We start from the raw sequence: 18,028 nt of genomic DNA, 5'->3' as shown, positions 1-18,028 counted from the left end.
TTCCTTCAATCGTCCAAATGACGGGTTCGCGCGCCGCCGGTTTCTATGTCAATTTATCCCAAGGTGACCGCAGTGCCGCTGGCCGAAACCATCAACATCGTGTCTCCCACAACTTCGTAATCCAGATCGACGCCGACAACGGCGTCAGCCCCCAGCGCTTCAGCGCGGGATTGCAGTTCGTCCAGCGCGGTTTCGCGCGCGTCCTGCAGTTTTGTTTCATAAGCACCCGAGCGCCCGCCCACGATGTCCGTGATCGAGGCAAAGATATCGCGCACCACGTTGGCGCCCATGATGGCCTCGCCTACGACGATGCCCTTGTAATCGGTGATCTTGCGGCCTTCGATGGAAGGTGTGGTGGTGACGATCATCAGAAAATCCCCAGCCAAATCAAAAACATCATGGCGCCCATTGCGACCATGCCGCAGACCGCAGAGGTTACAAACACTGAGCCGCCGATTAGACCTTCGCCTGTGCCATTGCGGTGCTTGCGGATGCCAAAGCCCACAGCACTGCCAAGCGCCATACCGGCGCCCACGCCAACCGATTGCTGCATCAACTGGTGGAGCGTTTCCATCTTAGGGCCCTTTCCGCCGGGATTTGCGCATCGCGCGAGTCACGACAATCGCAGCCACACGCCCCAACAAGGCGCCCACCACAACGGCAATGACCGGGTTGATGTAACTCCAGGCAGCGATATTGACCCAGACCACGCCCAAAAGACCGCCGAGGACCGGCAGAGCATAGGGCAGCCAGCCTTCAATTTTTGCGCTTGTATTAGCCAACGGATCCCTCCAGCGAAATCGCCACAAGCTGCTGTGCTTCCATGGCAAACTCCATCGGCAGCGCCTGCAGAACTTCCTTGGCGAAACCGTTGACGATCAGTGCGACGGCCTCTTCCTCGTCCATGCCACGCTGGCGGCAATAGAACATCTGGTCGTCATCCACCTTGGACGTCGTCGCCTCGTGTTCCACCCGCGCCGAGTTGTTGCGGACTTCGATATAGGGCACCGTGTGCGCCCCGCATTTATCGCCAATCAGAAGCGAGTCACATTGCGTGTAGTTGCGGCCGTCCTTGGCCTTGGGATGCATAGAGACCTGCCCGCGATAGGTGTTCTGGGCAAAGCCCGCGCTGATGCCCTTGGACACAATGCGCGACTTGGTGTTTTTACCAAGATGGATCATCTTGGTGCCAGTGTCGGCCTGCTGATGGTTGTTGGTGATGGCGATTGAGTAGAACTCGCCCTGGCTGTCGTCACCGCGCAGAATGCAAGACGGGTACTTCCAGGTTACGGCTGAACCGGTTTCCACTTGCGTCCACATCACCTTGGAGCGGTCGCCCCGACAATCGGCGCGTTTGGTCACAAAGTTATAGATCCCACCCTTGCCGTTCTCATCGCCGGGATACCAGTTCTGAACGGTCGAGTATTTCACCTCGGCGTCTTCTTCGATGATGATCTCAACCACAGCGGCGTGCAGTTGCGAGGTGTCGCGTTGCGGCGCGGTACAGCCTTCAAGATAGCTGACGTAAGACCCTTTGTCGGCGATGATCAATGTGCGTTCAAACTGACCGGTGTTTTCCGCGTTAATGCGGAAATAGGTCGACAGTTCCATCGGGCAGCGCACGCCCGGTGGCACATAAACAAACGAGCCATCGGAATAGACCGCACTGTTGAGCGTGGCGTAAAAGTTGTCCGAAACAGGCACAACCGACCCCAGATATTTGCGCACCAACTCGGGGTGGTTTTTCACCGCTTCCGTGATCGAGCAGAAAATTACGCCCGCGTCTTGCAGTTCCTTCTGGAATGTCGTGCCAACGCTGACCGAGTCAAACACCGCATCCACGGCAACCTTACGACCTTCGGCGGGGGCGTTTTCGGCGCCTTCAACGCCGGCAAGGATCATCTGTTCTTTCAGCGGGATGCCCAGTCTTTCGTATGTTGCCAATAGTTTGGGATCAACCTCGTCCAATGACTTTGGTTTTTCTTCCATGCTTTTGGGACGGGCATAATAGTACTGGTCCTGGAAATCGACCTCGGGGTAATCGAGCATCGCCCAATCCGGCTCTTTCAGCTGTTTCCAGCGGGCAAAAGCCTCAAGACGCCACTCAGTCATCCACTCAGGCTCTTCATTCTTTTCCGAAATCAGACGCACGATATCTTCGGTCAGCCCTTTGGGGGCGTATTCCATTTCAATGTCGGTTTCCCAGCCATACTTGTAGCTGCCACCAACTTCGCGCACGGCATCGACAGTTTCCTGATCGACACCGTCTTTCACCTCAACCTGGTCCAAAATGGCCATCTCGCTCTCCTGTTCGCTCAAGCCGCGCGAGCGCGGTGTTTCCTGTGTTGGGCCAGCCACGCGTTCGCAAAGCCCAGTACGTCCTGTTTCGTTGTCTCAGGCCCCAGCGAGACCCGGATCGCCCCTGCGGCGACATCATCTGCATAACCCATGGCCTTAAGGACGCGGCTTGCGCGCACCTTTCCCGATGAACAGGCCGAGCCCGCCGATATGGCATACCCAGCAAGATCCATCTGCATGACCTGTGTTTCGCCCTTCCAGCCGGGTGTGGCCAGACAGACGGTGTTGGGCAGGCGTTTCAGGCCTTTCCCGACAAAAATGGTATTCTTTGCCTCAACGGCAAGGGTCTCTTCCAGTAAATCACGCAAAGATGCAACCCGGTCCCACACGCCGTCGGACAAATCGCGCTGTGCCGCCACGGCAGCCGCCGCAAAGCCAGCTGCACCAATGATGTTTTCGGTGCCCGCACGGCGGCCCATCTCCTGACCGCCCCCTTTGAGCTGCGCAGCAAGATCCGTGCCACGCTTGATGATAACCGCGCCAATGCCCTTTGGGCCACCCAGCTTATGAGCCGAACTGAGCGCCACTGTGGCGCCAGACCAGTTGAAGGCCACAGGCAGCTTGCCAAAGCCCTGCGTCATATCGCTCACCGCCAATCCTTGAGGCAAGTCTTGCAGGATTCCGGTCTCAGAATTTGCCAACTGCACGCAGGCCTGCGCCGGGTATTTCACAGCAACGGCACCGTGCTGGTCGACCGCGAGATCGGGTGTGATCCAGGCCGCCACGGCATCATGTTCGACATCAGCGGATCGCAAGCCCCGACCGGCCAAGGCCAATGCGGCCCCTTCTGTTGCGCCCGAGGTAAAAACAATATCTGCGCCGTCCGCGCCCAATGCCTCAGACAGATCACCGCGTGCACGTTCCAAAACGGATTTGGCCGCGCGCCCTTCGGCGTGGACGCTGGACGGATTGCCTAACACATCCATCGCCGCAATCATCGCGTCGCGGGCTTCAGACCGCAGGGGCGCCGTTGCATTATGGTCGAGGTAAACCCGCACCATCACCTATTGCCTTTCCAAAATACGTTCAAAAACATTGTCTTGGCCGTTATTCCGTATCTACAACCGCGAAAATCCCCGGAACGGCAGGACACGGTACAAGATCATTACCGACCACATCACTCAGACGGGTCTGGTGTAAGAACACGTAGACATGGGCCGACAAGCACTCCCACAAACGGTTGGACATGGATTGCGCCCGCGATCCCGACGAGCCGCCTGTGGCACCAGCACCGGTGTGCAGGGCCGACACGGTCTCATCCACAGCGCCAAGAATATCAACCACGCGAATCTCAGAGGTTGGTTTGGCTAGTCGATAGCCCCCACCTGGTCCACGCACACTTTCAACCAAGCCCGCGCGCCGCAGCTTCACAAACAACTGCTCAAGATAAGGCAATGAGATATCCTGACGTTCGGAAATTTCGGACAACGTCACCAGCTGGCCCTCGGCCTGCAGAGCAATATCGCTGAGTGCCACAACCGCATAACGGCCTTTGGTCGATAGTTTCACGAGACACCCTCAGCAATTGATTGACGTTCAGCGCCGCAACCCGTAAATCGCTTGGAGCGCTTCCGGTAATAACCGGATACTTTCTTAGAACCGTTCTAAGGTGCCTAAGTAAATTCGTCAAGAATTACCTCGGCACCCCCGCAGGAGACAGGGAATCCTATGCCCGAGGTCATTTTCGCCGGACCCGAAGGCCGCCTTGAAGGCCGCTATCATCCGCAAAAAGAAAAGGATGCACCGATTGCGATCGTCCTGCATCCGCATCCGCAATTTGGCGGAACAATGAACAACAAGGTGGTCTATAACCTCCACTATGCGTTCTACAACATGGGGTTCACCGTTTTGCGGTTCAATTTCCGTGGCGTTGGTCGCAGCCAAGGTGAATATGACCAGGGTGTTGGCGAGCTGTCAGATGCAGCTTCAGCCTTGGATTACCTTCAGTCGATGAACAACAATTCCAAGCATTGTTGGGTTGCTGGCTTTTCGTTTGGCGCATGGATCGGTATGCAATTGCTGATGCGTCGCCCCGAGATCACCGGGTTTATCTCGGTCGCACCGCCCGCAAACATGTATGACTTTTCGTTCCTCGCCCCCTGCCCGTCTTCGGGCCTGATCATCAACGGAACTTCGGACCGGGTTGCACCGCCTGCCGACACCCATACGCTGGTCAATAAACTGCACGAGCAAAAAGGCATCACCATCACCCATCAAGAGATTGAAGGGTCCGGTCACTTCTTTGAAACCGAAGAGTACATGAACACGATGACCGGCAATGTGACCGATTACGTGAAGCGCCGATTGACTGAGACGTCACGCTAAGACATGGCCTACTACGACGACATCGCCAACAAGCTGGCGCTGGACGCGCTGAAAGCACAGAAACTCCTGGATGATCATCAACTTATCCAGGATATGTCCGACACGCTTGAAGCCACGTCATCCACTCTGCACGAGGCGTTTATGACCGCTGTGCGGGTGCATACCGCCGAAGAACGCGGCCGCGCACAATTGGCCGAGCGGCTCAAGGCTGCAGGCTACGAGTTAAAGTCTAAATGACCGATCCCGCGCTGGATCGTCTGGCCGGTCAGATCGCCTTTTTGAACGAAGCCGACCGGCTCAAGACCGTTCTGCGGGCAACCAAGATTCTCGACAGCACGCGCCGTGAGAACTCTGGTGAGCACAGTTGGCATATTGCCCTTTACGCGATGGTTTTGGCTGAACATGCCGTGAAACCGGTCAATATTGACCGAGTTATCAAGATGTTGCTAATCCACGATCTGGTTGAAATCGATGTTGGGGATGTGCCTGTGCACGCCAAAGGTGGCGCGGCGCATGGCAGCGCTGAGACACAGGCTGCCGAGGCCCGTGCAGCGGATCGCATATTTGGCCTGTTGCCAGACGATCAGCGGGACGCGTTTCGAGAGCTCTGGGATGAGTTCGAAGCTGCCGAGAGCGATGACGCCGTGTTCGCCAAATCGGTGGACCGCGTTCAGCCGGTGATCTGTAATCTGGAAACGGACGGTGGCACATGGCCAGAATACAACGTGACCCGACAACAGCTTGAGGATCGCGTTGGCTGGAAAGTCGAAAAAGGCGCCCCGGCCGTGTGGGCGTTTCTGAAGGACCGGATTGCTTACTGGTTTGCAAAAAACTAACAGCTTCGCCCTGCATTGATCTGAAATCTAACTGTTTATTTTGCAAACAGGCCGCAATGCGGCCAGCCATACCCCCAACGCCAGGTCAATCCGGAACACGGCCCCCCTCCGACACGCACGGCATCAAACATGCTGGCTGAGATCAGATCATAGGCCTGATCGATGCGCTCATCGCTCAGGTCATACTGTGCCCGCAAGGCGTCACGACGGATCTCAGCCGTCTCTTTGACGCATTGGCGCAGGATCTCATCAGCTTCAAGGCGCGCGTCAAAGCTGGCGCGTGCATCCAAATCTACGCCTCCCAAGTGATAGGCGCGGTCATGCGTAACACAACAGTCTTGCCATGGTGGCGTCCCCTGATGCAGATCATCGAACTCGGGAAACCATCTCGCCATCATGTCCCATGTGGCGGACATGCCACCGGAACAGCCATCCGTGGTAAAGGCATTCAGCTGGCTTTCCGGGCGTTGACGCTGGTCAATCAACCGCTGATGCGCGCCAAGCTCAATCTGATCGACAAACCCTAGTGGTTCTGGCGTGCCCTCATCAGCCTGCGCAACACAGACCAAACACAAAGACAAGCTCGCACCAAAGGCGGTTTTTTTTAGAGTTCTACGGAGAGTCATCACGGTAGGTTCCCACTTCGGCAGCTACGCCAACAAAGTTGGCCAATGCCAACACCAGCCGTTCAGCACTGCTGAGGTCACGTCGTTGGCTAATGACATCCCGTGCCAACGCGGGTTCGTCCGTGATCAGACCGTCGACCCCCATTGAGATCATCCGCGACATCTCAAGCGGTTCATTCACCGTCCAAACATAGAGTTTCTTGCCCGCACTGCGCATCTCGCGCACCAGTCGCGTGCTGACCGCGGCCTTGTTGACCGCAAGGAAGTCAATGTCCAATTCCCAAATGCGCCCGGCAGACGCCGAGGACAACAGTCCGACCTCCCAATCCGGCCGGATGGCTTTCATCTTTTGCACGGCAGGCAGTTTCAGCGACATCGCTTTAACTTGCGTCTCCATACCCGTTGCAGTGACGATACCAGCCACGCGCTGTTCCAACGCCACATCATGCCCGTAGTATTTCAACTCGATCAGCACTCCGGCGCGGTCTTTCGCCGTTTCCAGAACGTCCGACAACAAAGGCGCGCGCTGATCCGCATAGGAGGGGTCAAACCAGCTGCCGATATCAATGCGTGCGACATCGTCCATCGTCGCGTCCCAAACCTTGATCGGATCCCCGCCAATTTTCATGAAATCACTGTCATGAATCACGATCACTTGGTCATCAGCGGTTTCCTGAACGTCAATCTCAACCCAATCCGCCGCATCTTGGATGGCCTGTTCAATCGACGCCATTGTGTTCTCAGGCCGGCTTCCGGCGGCCCCTCGATGCGCAATCACTTCGACCTGATCTGCGACCTTTGTCTGTGCAAGTCCGACCACGCCAAGCACCCCGAAGACCGCACATGTCAGCCCGCCGATGAGGATCAACACCTTTAATGAGCGCGCCTTTGAGGGCGGCACAGGGCGCGACATACCCGGCCATCCGGCGTAATCCATCAAAAGAACCGCCAAGGCGCCAGAGCAGATCGACGTGACCAACAGATTGAGCGCAGCCCAAATCAAGGCAAACGCGACAAGAACGCGGGCCAAAACCCTGATATCCGAATGAAAAAACGCAAGGAAAGCATCGGCAACAACGCCAGTCGTTGCAAAAAGAAGACTGCCCAATATGGACGCGACGACGCCCCATACAATCAGTTTCACCAGCAATGCCTTGCGGTGCCCCTCCATCTTTTCAACGCTGAGCGCAAAGCTTTTGCCGGGCGCGATATCCTCGAACAGAACCAGCGACAGAGCCAAGGACCATCCCACAAGCTGGCGAACGAGCAAAAGCGCGCCAATGGCCACCACGGCGCCTGCGCCAGCAACCACGCCGAAGAAAACAGGCGGGCGCGTGCTGAGGTAGAAATTGATGTCAAACTCAGTCAGCCATGTCAGGTAAATTCCCCCGGCGACAGCGACGAAAGGCAAAGCAATTGCCAAGATGCGCAACGCAAGGCGCACAGCAAAGGACAACACAGCTCGCCAGCGCTGCATCAAGATGGCCAATCCTTGCCCCACTTCAAAAGATCCGGTTTGCCGGGCTCCCAGCGCGGCCGACATCATAAAGGCGATGTTCATGACCTGCAGAGAAATGGCCAACCCTGCGACTATGATTAAGGCCGCAAAGCCAATTGGTGAAAACAGGAACACTGCAATGTCGAAATCCGACAGGGCCGGTTGCCCGGACAGGCTCAGCAAGGATCGCATCACCAACGCCATAAACGGCGCCATAAAGGCGGTGAGCAGAATGTTCACAACCAACGTCGATGCCAACAAAGGCCGTTTCAACGCCCATGCCTGACCAAAGGCCGTCTGAACCGTCATTTCGCGCATTCTTCTTCCCTTCAGAAACCTATCGGGCTCAAGCTAGCGCCTGTGATACGATTAAGCGAGACTTCCCCCTAAACTCAGCAAGAGTTTTTCTGTATACCAATGCATACAACTCTTTTCATGGGCGTTGATCCGGGCTAAGGACGGACCAAAGTGACCCACAACCAACAAAGGCACGTCCCATGACCAAAATCAAAGTCGACAACCCCATCGTCGAAATGGATGGCGATGAAATGACCCGCATCATGTGGCAGTTCATCAAGGACAAACTGATCCTTCCCTATCTGGATTTGGACCTGTTGTACTATGACCTGGGCATCGAGGAACGTGATCGCACCGAAGATCAGATCACGATTGATGCGGCTGAAAAGACCAAAGAGGTCGGTGTTGCGGTGAAATGTGCAACAATCACACCGGATGAGGCGCGCGTCGAAGAATTTGGTCTAAAAAAGATGTGGCGCTCGCCCAATGGTACGATCCGCAACATCCTTGGTGGTGTTGTGTTTCGTCAGCCCATCATCTGTCGCAACGTCCCACGGCTTGTGCCCGGCTGGACCAACCCGATCGTTGTCGGACGCCACGCCTTTGGCGATCAGTACAAAGCAACAGACTTTACCTTTCCAGGTGCAGGCAAACTGACCATGAAGTTTGTCGGTGAAGACGGGACAGTGATTGAGCGCGACGTATATGATGCGCCTTCTGCCGGGGTCTATCAGGCGATGTACAATTTGGATTCGTCCATCATCGACTTTGCGCGCGCGTCACTGAACTATGGCCTGAACCTTGGCTGGCCTGTGTATCTTTCGACCAAGAACACCATCCTCAAGGCTTATGACGGGCGTTTTAAGGACCTATTCCAGCAGGTCTATGAAGAGGAATTTGCAGACAAATTCAAAGAAGCCGGCATTTGGTACGAACACCGCCTGATCGACGACATGGTGGCGTGCGCGATGAAATGGAACGGCAAGTTCGTCTGGGCCTGCAAGAACTATGATGGCGACGTACAGTCCGACACTGTGGCACAAGGGTTCGGCTCGTTGGGCCTGATGACCTCTCAACTAATGACACCGGACGGCAAGATTGTTGAGGCCGAAGCGGCACATGGCACCGTCACCCGCCATTATCGCCAGCACCAGAAGGGCGAGCAAACCTCAACCAACTCTATTGCATCCATCTATGCGTGGACTGGCGGGTTGAAACATCGCGCCAAGCTGGACGGGAACATCGCTCTGCGTGCCTTTGCCGAAACGCTAGAGCGCGTGATCATCGAAACCGTGGAAAGCGGATCGATGACCAAGGACCTCGCGCTGCTAGTTGGCCCCGATCAGGGCTGGCTGACCACAATGGGGTTCCTTGAGAAGATCGACGAAAACCTGAACAAGGCGCTGGCAGGATAAACTGAGCAAAAGCTCAAAATCAGCTCTATGATGTCGCAAATCGCCCCTCACTCTGGGGCGATTTCGCGTAAATGGGCCTCTCAACCACCACAAATGTGCGAGAGTCTCATGCCCAAAGGTTTTATGTTCCTGATTGCCGCCGTTCTGTTTGAAACCATCGGCACATCGGCGCTGCAGGCCAGCCAGCAGTTTACCAGACTATGGCCTGCGCTGACCGTCGTGGTGGCCTATGCCATCTCATTTTACCTGATGGGGCTGACACTCAAGTACATCCCTGTTGGCATCACCTATGCCATATGGTCAGGGTTTGGCATCGTGTTCATCGCGATCATCGGCTATTTTGTGTTCCATCAAAAACTGGACCTGCCTGCGGTTATGGGCATGGGGCTGATCATCGTCGGTATCCTAATCATCCACCTGTTTTCCAAAACCGTGTCGCATTAAAGGGCTGGCCTTTTCTGCGCGTGCAATATAGGGCGGGCGCGAACAGGAAAGAGATACCTTATGGACCTTCGTAATATCGCCATCATCGCGCACGTTGACCACGGCAAAACCACCCTTGTGGATGAGTTGCTGAAGCAGTCCGGCGCGTTCCGCGAAAATCAGGACGTCGCCGAGCGGGCGATGGATTCCAACGATCTGGAACGCGAACGTGGCATCACGATTTTCGCCAAGCCCACCAGTGTCGAGTGGAAGGGCACGCGGATCAATATCGTTGATACGCCCGGCCACGCCGACTTTGGCGGCGAGGTCGAGCGCATCCTGTCGATGGTCGACGGAGTTGTGCTGCTGGTGGATGCGGCCGAAGGCCCGATGCCACAAACCAAATTCGTGACCTCCAAGGCACTGGCCTTGGGTCTGCGCCCGATCGTGGTGCTGAACAAGGTCGACAAGCCTGACGCCGAGCCTGATCGCGCGCTTGACGAGGTGTTTGACCTCTTCGCCTCACTCGAAGCCAATGACGATCAGTTGGATTTCCCGCATATGTATGCTTCGGGCCGTTCGGGCTGGGCTGACGCCGAGCTGGACGGGCCGCGCAAGGACCTGCACGCGCTTTTCAACCTGATCGTGAACCATGTTCCGGTTCCAAAACAACTGGCGCATCAGGGCGAAGATTTCCGCATGCTGGCCACCACACTGGGCTCTGACCCCTTTGTGGGCCGTCTTCTGACAGGTCGCGTTGAATCCGGCACGCTACGCGTTGGCGCGACGGTCCAGGCTCTGACCCGTATCGGTCAAAAGATCGAGCAATTCCGAGTGACTAAGATCCAAGCCTTCCGCGGACTGGCACAACAGGACATCGAAGAAGCGCAAGCTGGCGACATCGTCTCATTGGCCGGTATGAGCAAAGCCACTGTGGCAGACACGATCTGCGCATTGGCCGTTGACGAGCCGCTGGAAGCACAGCCCATCGATCCCCCCACCATCACAGTGACATTTGGCATCAACGACTCACCTCTGGCAGGTCGTGACGGCAAAAAGGTCCAGTCACGCGTGATCCGTGACCGTCTGATGAAAGAAGCTGAATCCAACGTCGCGATCAAAATTGCTGACACGCCGGGCGGCGAGGCTTTTGAAGTCTCTGGCCGCGGCGAACTGCAGATGGGTGTTCTGATTGAGAACATGCGTCGCGAAGGCTTTGAACTGTCGATCTCGCGTCCACAGGTGATTATGCGCGAAGAAGATGGCCAGCGCATGGAGCCCGTCGAAGAAGCCACGATCGACGTGGATGACGAATACTCGGGCGCTGTGATCGAGAAACTGACTGGCGCCCGCAAAGGTGATCTGGTCGAGATGCGCCCCGCCGGCGCGGGCAAGACCCGTATCATCGCACATGTCCCGTCACGTGGCCTGATCGGATATCACGGTGAGTTTTTGACGGATACCCGCGGCACCGGTGTTCTGAACCGCGTATTCCACGGTTGGACCCCCTACAAAGGCGCCATCGCAGGCCGCCGCGCAGGTGTGTTGATCTCGATGGAAAACGGTACCTCGGTGGCCTTTGCTCTGTGGAACCTAGAAGATCGCGGCAAGATGATGATCGGCGCCCAAGCGCAGGTCTACACCGGCATGATCATTGGCGAACACAGCCGTGAAAACGATCTGGAAGTGAACCCGCTGAAAGGCAAAAAACTGACCAACGTCCGGGCCAGTGGAACCGATGAGGCCGTGCGCCTGACCACGCCGATCACACTGTCGCTGGAAGAGGCCATTGCCTATATCAACGATGACGAATTGGTAGAAGTAACGCCAAACAGCATTCGGTTGCGTAAACGCTATTTGGATCCACATGAACGCAAGCGGATGTCCAAGGCAGCAAAGTAATGCGTCAGCAAGTTATGAACGGGGCGGCCATTTAGGTCGCCCTTTTTGTTCCAGCACTTGAGTCAAAGCCAGTTTTCCCCGAAGCTGGGCGAAATAGTTTTCAGGCCACCATGACTCACAGATTTTTCCAACCGCTCTTTGTTGCGTTCTTTTGCATTACCGCTCTGGTTTTCGCACCCTCCGCCCAAGCAGAAGGGCTGGGTGAGATCGGGATTGTTGAGTACCAATCCGAAAACGGTACCCCTAAACAGGTTGGCGTGGGAATCACCATTGACCAAATCACCTTTGTCGATCAGCAGGCCGAGAATTTTGGAGTAGTGGGGACGCTGTTCCTCCAGTTGAACTTTCCTGAGCTGGCCGAACGGAATGTGACCCAAGGCGCGCCACTTCGCACTTACAGCGTCGAGAGCTTTCGCGAACTCTTGGATGAAGTTGGGGCGCAGCCCCCATTCTTTATCATCCGAAACCAGCAAGGTCGGCGTTTTACACAGCAAACGACGATCATTGTGACCGAGACCGGACAAGTCAGCTATGCCGAACGGTTCACCACAACGCTCCAGGCGCCACACTTTGACTTTGCCCGGTATCCTTTTGATACCCAGACATTTTTTGTAGAGATATCATCGCTTCTTCCGACAGAGTTTGTCGAATTTCACCCTCTGGAGGACGAGACCGGCATGGGCGATACTCTGGGTGAAGAAGAGTGGATCCTGCAGAACCCGACGATTTTCTCCACTACGGTGGAGGGTATTGGCGGGCACGAAACCTCGATGGTCGCCTTGCAGTTTGAGGCCAAGCGACACGTTCTATACTACATTCTGCGCATCCTCTTGCCTCTGATCATCATCCTGTTTGTCAGCTGGGCGACATTCTTTCTTGAGGAATACCGTCGGCGCATTGATATGGCCTCAGCCAACCTCTTGGTCTTTGTGGCCTTCAATTTTGCGATTTCGACGACCCTGCCGCGACTAGGCTATCTGACGTTCATGGATTCCTTGTTCGTGGCCATGTTTGTCATAACGGGCTCAACTGTTTTGGTGAACATTGCGTTGCGACGTCTCAAGACCAGCGGCAAAGAAGTACTGGCGCGCAAGGTTGATCGCTATCTGGTGATCTGGATCTACCCGCTCTTGCATGCCGGGTTTCTGTTGTGGGCGGTCAGGTTCTTTCTGGTCTGACGATCAGAGAGGTGGCTTGAACGGTTCGATGTCAAAGCGCCCATCTGCATGAAAACGGCAGAATGACCCGGCTGGGACCGCCTCCCATCCATCCTCGTTTGCAAACAACGGTTCGCTTACCACTGCGCGACCTTGCCGCGTGTCACACCAGCGGTGATAGACCGTTGGCGCGCGCGCATCCGAGGCATAACGGATCGCATACAAGGTTTCCCCATCTGAAAATGCCGCACCAATCCGCATATGCGGGGCGCTGCCTTTGGATTGGCTCATGCGTTGCAGAATGCCGACCGACAGTTCCATCGCACCCTTGGGATCTTCGTCCAGACCTTCGACCAGAGCCAATAGGAACATTACTTCGCTGTCGGTCGCGCCTTTGCGTTCATGATAGAGGTTATCCGGGATAAGCATATCGGCCCGGCGACGAAAGGTTTCAAAGCCCCCCACCTGCCCATTGTGCATGAAAGACCACCGCCCAACCGCAAAAGGATGGCAATTGTTACGGCTGGTTGCGGTTCCCGTCGAGGCCCGGACATGGGCCAGAAACAACGCGGATTTCACTTGTGCGGTCAATGACTTGAGGTTCGGATCAGACCACGCGGGATGGGTTTCCCGGTAGAGGCCCGGTTCCAGCCGCGTGCCATACCATGCCACCCCAACACCATCAGCGTTTGTCTGAGTCTTGCACTCATCCGCCTGAACGCTTTGGTGAATGAGAGAGTGATCAGGGCGTGTTACGACATCTTCGAGGTAACACTCCTGTCCGGTATACGCGGCCCAACGGCACATAGTGAACTCCTTTTCCCATGCCCCTAAGGCATTTTGGAACAGAGTTCAATATTTCCGTAGTGTTTTAGTAAGTTATTTCGAGGGGCGCCCGAAACAGAAAAATGTATTCTACTCGCTGGTTTCCACAACCATCAGCTCCCGTTCCGACGCGCCACGCGCATGGCTAAGAGCTTCTTGGTACTCAGGGCTGTGATAGCAGGCGACGGCGCTGTCTACATCGGGAAACTTCGCCACGACATTGCGTGGGCGTTCTTTGCCCTCAAGCTGAACAAACCGGCCAGCCCGGGCGATGAAATGCCCGCCATGTTTGGCAATCGCCGGTCCTGCCAACTCGGCATATTTGCCATAGGCGTCAGCGTCCGTCACAGTCACATGAGCAATCCAAAGTGCTCCCATGGGATTATCCTCCGATCACGGCTTCGGCAGCGGCAATCGCTGCATCGGCCTTGGTTGCATCCTTGGCGCCACCTTGCGCCATGTCGGGACGGCCTCCACCGCCTTTACCACCCAAGGCTTCCACAGCTGCGCGTACGAGGTCAACGGCTGAGACTGCTCCGGTCAAATCTGCTGTTACGCCTGCGGCCACTGCGGCTTTGTCGCCGGCATCTGCGATCAACAGCACCGCGCCGCTTTCCATGCGGGCCTTGTGTTCATCGATCAACGGCGGCAAGTCGCGCCCCGTGACGCCCGAAATCACCTGCGCAAAGAATTTCACACCCGCGATCTGTTTGTCATCGGGTGCACCACCCTGCCCGGCGCCACCAGCCATAGCCAGTTCACGACGCAATTGCGCGACTTCGTTTTGCAGTGCCTTGCGCTCGTCCATCATCGCTTTGAGACGGTCTAGAACATCAACCGGTTGCGCTTTAAGGGCACCGGCGACCTCGGCCATGCGACCGGCTTCGCGCTCCAGGTGGGCAAATGCCGCCTCGCCGGTCAGGGCTTCAATCCGGCGCACGCCCGCTGAGGATGCCGAGTCGCCAAGGATCACGCAGAGACCGATATCGCCGGTCTGTTTCACGTGGGTGCCTCCGCACAATTCCAGAGAATAGGTGTTTCCATCCAGACCCTTACCGGTGTCAGCCCGGCCCATCGACACAACACGCACTTCGTCGCCGTATTTCTCGCCAAAGAGCGCCTGCGCGCCAATCTCGCGCGCATCATCCGGCGTCATAATCCGGGTCTCAACGGCCGTGTTCTGACGGATATAGGCGTTCACGTCGGTGCCGACCTTGTGCAGTTCCTCTGACGACAGCGCCTTGGCATGGCTGAAATCAAACCGCAGACGATCGTCGGCGTTCAAGCTGCCGCGCTGTGCCACGTGATCGCCCAGCGTCTCGCGCAGCGCCTCGTGCAGCAGGTGCGTTGCCGAGTGATTGGCGCGGATTGCCGTCCGGCGCGCATGATCGACCTCAAGAACGGCACCAGCCCCGACGGCCACCTCACCCTCGGTGATCTCGGCCATGTGAATGACCACACCTGCAGCTTTTTTGGTGTCCGTGACACGGGCCAGACCACCCTCAACGCGAATCTCGCCGGTGTCGCCCACCTGGCCACCGCTTTCGGCATAAAACGGCGTTTGGTTCAAAACGATCTGAACGCTGTCGCCTTTGCGCGCCGTCTCGGCCTCGCCACCATCTTTGACCAGTGCAAGCACCTGCCCTTCGGCGACTTCCGTGTCATAGCCCAGGAAATCGGTTGTACCTTTGTTTTCGGCAATGTCGAACCAAATGGTGCTGTCGGCCGCTTCGCCCGAACCCGCCCATGCCGCGCGCGCCTTGGCTTTTTGCTCGGCCATTGCCGCGTCAAAACCATCTGTGTCCACGTCGCGGCCCTTTTCGCGCAACGCGTCCTGTGTGAGATCCAGTGGGAAGCCGTAAGTGTCATAGAGCTTGAAGGCCGCGGCCCCGGCCAGCGGTGCATCGTCGTCCAAACCGGCAAGTTCGTCATCCAGCAACTTCAGGCCGCGATCCAGAGTTTGTTTGAAACGGGTTTCTTCAAGCTTCAGGGTTTCTTCGATCAAGGCCTGAGCCTGCCCCAGTTCCGGATATGCTGCGCCCATCTGGCCGATCAGCGATGGCACCAAACGGTACATGACGGGGTCTTTGGCCCCCAAAAGATGCGCATGACGCATGGCGCGCCGCATAATGCGACGCAGAACATACCCACGACCATCATTAGACGGCATCACGCCGTCCGCGATCAGGAAGGAAGTCGAGCGCAAATGGTCCGCAATCACACGGTGATGCACGTTCTTGTCGCCATAAGGATCGGTCGAGGTTGCGTTGGCCGACGCTTCAATCAGCGATTTGAAAAGGTCGGTGTCATAGTTGTCATGGCTGCCCTGCAAGAGCGCGCCGATCCGTTCCAGCCCCATACCGGTGTCGATCGACTGCATGTCCAGAGCCCGCATGGAGCCGTCTTCGAACTGCTCGTTCTGCATGAAAACGATGTTCCAGATCTCGATGAACCGGTCACCGTCTTCTTCCGGACTGCCCGGAGGGCCTCCCCAGATGTGGTCACCATGGTCATAGAAAATCTCGGTGCAAGGGCCGCAAGGGCCAGTCGGGCCCATCTGCCAGAAGTTATCCGAGGTCGCGATACGGATGATCCGGTCTTCCGGAACGCCGATCTTCTTCCAAATGTCATAGGCTTCATCGTCAGTGTGATACACGGTTGTATAAAGCTTGTTTGGGTCGATCCCGAACTCCTTGGTGATCAGGTTCCAAGCGAACGGGATGGCGTCGTCTTTGAAATAGTCCCCGAATGAGAAGTTGCCGAGCATCTCAAAAAACGTGTGGTGGCGTGCGGTGTAGCCGACGTTATCCAGATCGTTATGCTTGCCGCCGGCGCGGACGCACTTTTGGCTGGTGGTGGCGCGTTGATAGTCACGATGTTCGACGCCGGTAAACAGGTTCTTGAACTGCACCATGCCCGAGTTCACGAACATCAAGGTCGGATCGTTGCGCGGTACCAACGGTGAGGATTGCACAACTTCGTGGCCCTGATTGGCGAAATAGTTCAAAAAGGTCGACCGGATGTCGTTCAGGCTGGGCATGAGAGGCTCGCTCGCGTCTGGAATTACGTGTTCCATCGGGGTTTATAACCCCTGCCCGTCCCTGTCCACATGTCAAAACATCCGCAAGCACGCCTTGCAAAAAAGGAAAGGGCCACTCCGATCTGGAGTGGCCCATTGTTACGCTCGGGACAATAGACCCGTTGACGGAGACAGGCGGGCTTAGCCGTCGTCCTCCATCAGGACATCATTGTCTTCTTCACCTTTGGGCATATCGAAATCCAACCCGTGTGCTGCACGGATTTTGTCTTCGATCTCATAGGCGACTGATTTGTTTTCTCGCAGGAACTGCTTGGCGTTTTCACGACCCTGCCCAATCCGCTCGTCGCCATAGCTGAACCACGATCCAGACTTGGCCACAACACCTGCGGCCACACCCAGATCCAGCAATTCACCGTTTTTCGAGATCCCCTCGCCATACATGATGTCAAACTCAACCTGCTTGAACGGAGGCGCGACCTTGTTCTTGACGACCTTAACGCGGGTGGCGTTGCCAACGATTTCATCGCGATCCTTGACCGCGCCAATGCGGCGAATGTCGAGCCGGACGGAGGAGTAGAATTTCAGAGCGTTACCGCCCGTCGTTGTTTCAGGGCTGCCGAACATTACGCCGATCTTCATCCGAATCTGGTTGATAAAGATCACCATGCAGTTTGACCGTGCGATCGATCCGGTCAGTTTACGCATAGCCTGGCTCATCAGGCGGGCCTGAACACCAACGCTTGAGTCGCCCATGTCACCTTCAAGTTCCGATTTCGGTGTCAGAGCGGCCACCGAATCTACGACGACCATGTTCACCGCACCCGAGCGCACCAGAGTGTCTGTGATCTCAAGCGCCTGCTCGCCAGTGTCTGGCTGGGAAATCAGCAACTCGTCCAGGTCAACGCCAAGCTTTTTGGCATAAAGCGGGTCCAGCGCGTGTTCTGCGTCGACAAAGGCACATACTCCGCCTTTTTTCTGCTCTTCAGCCACACAATGCAGCGTCAGCGTGGTCTTGCCCGAGCTTTCAGGTCCGTAAATTTCAATGATGCGGCCTTTGGGCAGGCCACCAATACCCAAGGCAATATCCAGCCCCAGAGAACCGGTCGACGTCGATTCAATTTCTTGTACGGGATTGTCGGCCCCGAGTTTCATAATGGACCCCTTGCCGAACTGACGTTCGATTTGGGCCAATGCGCTGTCGAGCGCCTTTTGCTTGTCTGCGGTTTTCTTGCTGCTCATTTCAAAAAGTTCTGCCGTTGCCATGGGGTTGCTCCCTTATTCCACACGCCGCCAGCGGCGGCAATGATTGCCTGTGTTCTCATATTG

The 18,028-nt window shown here is 56.4% G+C and carries 19 protein-coding genes; 7 read left to right on the top strand and 12 right to left on the bottom strand.

The features are described from left to right. Positions 1–53: 53 nt before the first annotated feature. From Q0932_RS19310 to Q0932_RS19285, 6 genes are read right to left on the bottom strand one after another with little or no spacing between them, the layout of a single operon-like run. A complete protein-coding gene (locus tag Q0932_RS19310) occupies positions 54–368 on the bottom strand; it encodes a heavy metal-binding domain-containing protein (protein WP_299356713.1) in 315 nt (104 codons plus the stop codon). Next, the gene (locus Q0932_RS19305) at positions 368–574 is read right to left on the bottom strand and encodes a hypothetical protein (protein ID WP_299356712.1); all 207 of its coding nucleotides are present in this window, start codon (positions 572–574) and stop codon (positions 368–370) included. The genes Q0932_RS19310 and Q0932_RS19305 overlap by 1 nt, the downstream gene beginning before the upstream one ends. Before the next feature lies 1 nt (position 575). Beyond that, positions 576–782, bottom strand: a complete 207-nt coding sequence (locus Q0932_RS19300) for a hypothetical protein (protein ID WP_299356711.1) — start codon at positions 780–782, stop codon at positions 576–578. Beyond that, entirely contained in the window at positions 775–2,298 is a 1,524-nt protein-coding gene (gene sufB / locus Q0932_RS19295; protein WP_299356710.1) for a Fe-S cluster assembly protein SufB, read from the bottom strand. Before sufB ends, Q0932_RS19300 begins: the two co-directional genes overlap by 8 nt. Positions 2,299–2,315: 17 nt before the next feature. Continuing rightward, the gene (locus Q0932_RS19290) at positions 2,316–3,359 is read right to left on the bottom strand and encodes an aminotransferase class V-fold PLP-dependent enzyme (protein ID WP_299356709.1); all 1,044 of its coding nucleotides are present in this window, start codon (positions 3,357–3,359) and stop codon (positions 2,316–2,318) included. A 46-nt stretch (positions 3,360–3,405) separates the two neighbouring features. After that, a complete protein-coding gene (locus tag Q0932_RS19285; protein ID WP_299356708.1) occupies positions 3,406–3,867 on the bottom strand; it encodes an Rrf2 family transcriptional regulator in 462 nt (153 codons plus the stop codon). A gap of 159 nt (positions 3,868–4,026) precedes the next feature. Between Q0932_RS19285 and Q0932_RS19280 the strand changes: the two genes are divergently transcribed. From Q0932_RS19280 to Q0932_RS19270, 3 genes are read left to right on the top strand one after another with little or no spacing between them, the layout of a single operon-like run. Further along, the gene (locus Q0932_RS19280; RefSeq protein WP_299356707.1) at positions 4,027–4,683 is read left to right on the top strand and encodes an alpha/beta hydrolase; all 657 of its coding nucleotides are present in this window, start codon (positions 4,027–4,029) and stop codon (positions 4,681–4,683) included. 3 nt (positions 4,684–4,686) lie between these two features. Continuing rightward, positions 4,687–4,920, top strand: a complete 234-nt coding sequence (locus Q0932_RS19275) for a hypothetical protein (RefSeq protein ID WP_299356706.1) — start codon at positions 4,687–4,689, stop codon at positions 4,918–4,920. Then, positions 4,917–5,519, top strand: a complete 603-nt coding sequence (locus Q0932_RS19270; protein ID WP_299356705.1) for an HD domain-containing protein — start codon at positions 4,917–4,919, stop codon at positions 5,517–5,519. Before Q0932_RS19275 ends, Q0932_RS19270 begins: the two co-directional genes overlap by 4 nt. Positions 5,520–5,554: 35 nt before the next feature. On the opposite strand, the gene Q0932_RS19265 is transcribed toward Q0932_RS19270, so the two are convergent. Both Q0932_RS19265 and Q0932_RS19260 read right to left on the bottom strand, forming a co-directional pair. After that, on the bottom strand, positions 5,555–6,145 hold the full coding sequence (locus Q0932_RS19265) for a hypothetical protein (RefSeq protein ID WP_299356704.1): 591 nt from the start codon (positions 6,143–6,145) through the stop codon (positions 5,555–5,557). Then, positions 6,132–7,961 carry a glycerophosphodiester phosphodiesterase family protein gene (locus tag Q0932_RS19260; protein ID WP_299356703.1) on the bottom strand — a complete coding sequence of 610 codons (1,830 nt, stop codon included), beginning with the start codon at positions 7,959–7,961 and terminating at the stop codon, positions 6,132–6,134. Before Q0932_RS19260 ends, Q0932_RS19265 begins: the two co-directional genes overlap by 14 nt. A 179-nt stretch (positions 7,962–8,140) precedes the next feature. Between Q0932_RS19260 and Q0932_RS19255 the strand changes: the two genes are divergently transcribed. The 4 genes from Q0932_RS19255 (at position 8,141) to Q0932_RS19240 (ending at position 12,858) form a co-directional block, all read left to right on the top strand. Further along, complete coding sequence (locus Q0932_RS19255; RefSeq protein ID WP_299356702.1) at positions 8,141–9,355, top strand: NADP-dependent isocitrate dehydrogenase; 1,215 nt, start codon at positions 8,141–8,143, stop codon at positions 9,353–9,355. Positions 9,356–9,463: 108 nt separating this feature from the next. Continuing rightward, the gene (locus Q0932_RS19250) at positions 9,464–9,799 is read left to right on the top strand and encodes an SMR family transporter (protein WP_299356701.1); all 336 of its coding nucleotides are present in this window, start codon (positions 9,464–9,466) and stop codon (positions 9,797–9,799) included. A gap of 60 nt (positions 9,800–9,859) precedes the next feature. Beyond that, positions 9,860–11,680, top strand: a complete 1,821-nt coding sequence (gene typA, locus Q0932_RS19245; protein WP_299356698.1) for a translational GTPase TypA — start codon at positions 9,860–9,862, stop codon at positions 11,678–11,680. Positions 11,681–11,790: 110 nt separating this feature from the next. After that, the gene (locus tag Q0932_RS19240; RefSeq protein ID WP_299356696.1) at positions 11,791–12,858 is read left to right on the top strand and encodes a hypothetical protein; all 1,068 of its coding nucleotides are present in this window, start codon (positions 11,791–11,793) and stop codon (positions 12,856–12,858) included. A gap of 3 nt (positions 12,859–12,861) precedes the next feature. Here Q0932_RS19240 and Q0932_RS19235 read toward each other — a convergent pair whose 3' ends face one another. The 4 genes from Q0932_RS19235 to recA all read right to left on the bottom strand — a co-directional run bounded on the left by Q0932_RS19235 (position 12,862) and on the right by recA (position 17,965). Continuing rightward, positions 12,862–13,644 (bottom strand): class II glutamine amidotransferase, encoded by a 783-nt coding sequence (locus tag Q0932_RS19235; protein ID WP_299356694.1) that lies wholly within the window; start codon positions 13,642–13,644, stop codon positions 12,862–12,864. Between the two features lie 108 nt (positions 13,645–13,752). After that, positions 13,753–14,040, bottom strand: coding sequence for a DUF1330 domain-containing protein (locus Q0932_RS19230; protein WP_299356693.1), 288 nt, complete (start codon positions 14,038–14,040; stop codon positions 13,753–13,755). Between the two features lie 4 nt (positions 14,041–14,044). Then, complete coding sequence (gene alaS, locus Q0932_RS19225; RefSeq protein WP_299356692.1) at positions 14,045–16,702, bottom strand: alanine--tRNA ligase; 2,658 nt, start codon at positions 16,700–16,702, stop codon at positions 14,045–14,047. 180 nt (positions 16,703–16,882) lie between these two features. Beyond that, entirely contained in the window at positions 16,883–17,965 is a 1,083-nt protein-coding gene (recA, locus tag Q0932_RS19220) for a recombinase RecA (protein ID WP_299356690.1), read from the bottom strand. Positions 17,966–18,028: the final 63 nt, after the last annotated feature.

The sequence above is a fragment of the uncultured Shimia sp. genome, assembly GCF_947498095.1.
GTDB lineage: Bacteria > Pseudomonadota > Alphaproteobacteria > Rhodobacterales > Rhodobacteraceae > Shimia.
Note: the sequence above shows the minus strand (reverse complement) of the source record. Positions and strands in the feature narration are given on the sequence as shown.

What these genes read in the sequence shown, in the direction of transcription:
- Q0932_RS19260 (WP_299356703.1), bottom strand. Translation starts at nt 7,961, where the DNA reads ATGCGCGAAATGACGGTTCAGACGGCCTTTGGTCAGGCATGGGCGTTG.
- typA (WP_299356698.1), top strand. Translation starts at nt 9,860, where the DNA reads ATGGACCTTCGTAATATCGCCATCATCGCGCACGTTGACCACGGCAAA.
- Q0932_RS19265 (WP_299356704.1), bottom strand. Translation starts at nt 6,145, where the DNA reads ATGACTCTCCGTAGAACTCTAAAAAAAACCGCCTTTGGTGCGAGCTTG.
- Q0932_RS19255 (WP_299356702.1), top strand. Translation starts at nt 8,141, where the DNA reads ATGACCAAAATCAAAGTCGACAACCCCATCGTCGAAATGGATGGCGAT.
- Q0932_RS19250 (WP_299356701.1), top strand. Translation starts at nt 9,464, where the DNA reads ATGCCCAAAGGTTTTATGTTCCTGATTGCCGCCGTTCTGTTTGAAACC.
- recA (WP_299356690.1), bottom strand. Translation starts at nt 17,965, where the DNA reads ATGGCAACGGCAGAACTTTTTGAAATGAGCAGCAAGAAAACCGCAGAC.
- Q0932_RS19270 (WP_299356705.1), top strand. Translation starts at nt 4,917, where the DNA reads ATGACCGATCCCGCGCTGGATCGTCTGGCCGGTCAGATCGCCTTTTTG.
- sufB (WP_299356710.1), bottom strand. Translation starts at nt 2,298, where the DNA reads ATGGCCATTTTGGACCAGGTTGAGGTGAAAGACGGTGTCGATCAGGAA.
- Q0932_RS19275 (WP_299356706.1), top strand. Translation starts at nt 4,687, where the DNA reads ATGGCCTACTACGACGACATCGCCAACAAGCTGGCGCTGGACGCGCTG.
- Q0932_RS19280 (WP_299356707.1), top strand. Translation starts at nt 4,027, where the DNA reads ATGCCCGAGGTCATTTTCGCCGGACCCGAAGGCCGCCTTGAAGGCCGC.
- Q0932_RS19290 (WP_299356709.1), bottom strand. Translation starts at nt 3,359, where the DNA reads ATGGTGCGGGTTTACCTCGACCATAATGCAACGGCGCCCCTGCGGTCT.
- Q0932_RS19310 (WP_299356713.1), bottom strand. Translation starts at nt 368, where the DNA reads ATGATCGTCACCACCACACCTTCCATCGAAGGCCGCAAGATCACCGAT.
- Q0932_RS19230 (WP_299356693.1), bottom strand. Translation starts at nt 14,040, where the DNA reads ATGGGAGCACTTTGGATTGCTCATGTGACTGTGACGGACGCTGACGCC.
- Q0932_RS19235 (WP_299356694.1), bottom strand. Translation starts at nt 13,644, where the DNA reads ATGTGCCGTTGGGCCGCGTATACCGGACAGGAGTGTTACCTCGAAGAT.
- Q0932_RS19305 (WP_299356712.1), bottom strand. Translation starts at nt 574, where the DNA reads ATGGAAACGCTCCACCAGTTGATGCAGCAATCGGTTGGCGTGGGCGCC.
- Q0932_RS19240 (WP_299356696.1), top strand. Translation starts at nt 11,791, where the DNA reads ATGACTCACAGATTTTTCCAACCGCTCTTTGTTGCGTTCTTTTGCATT.
- alaS (WP_299356692.1), bottom strand. Translation starts at nt 16,702, where the DNA reads ATGCCCAGCCTGAACGACATCCGGTCGACCTTTTTGAACTATTTCGCC.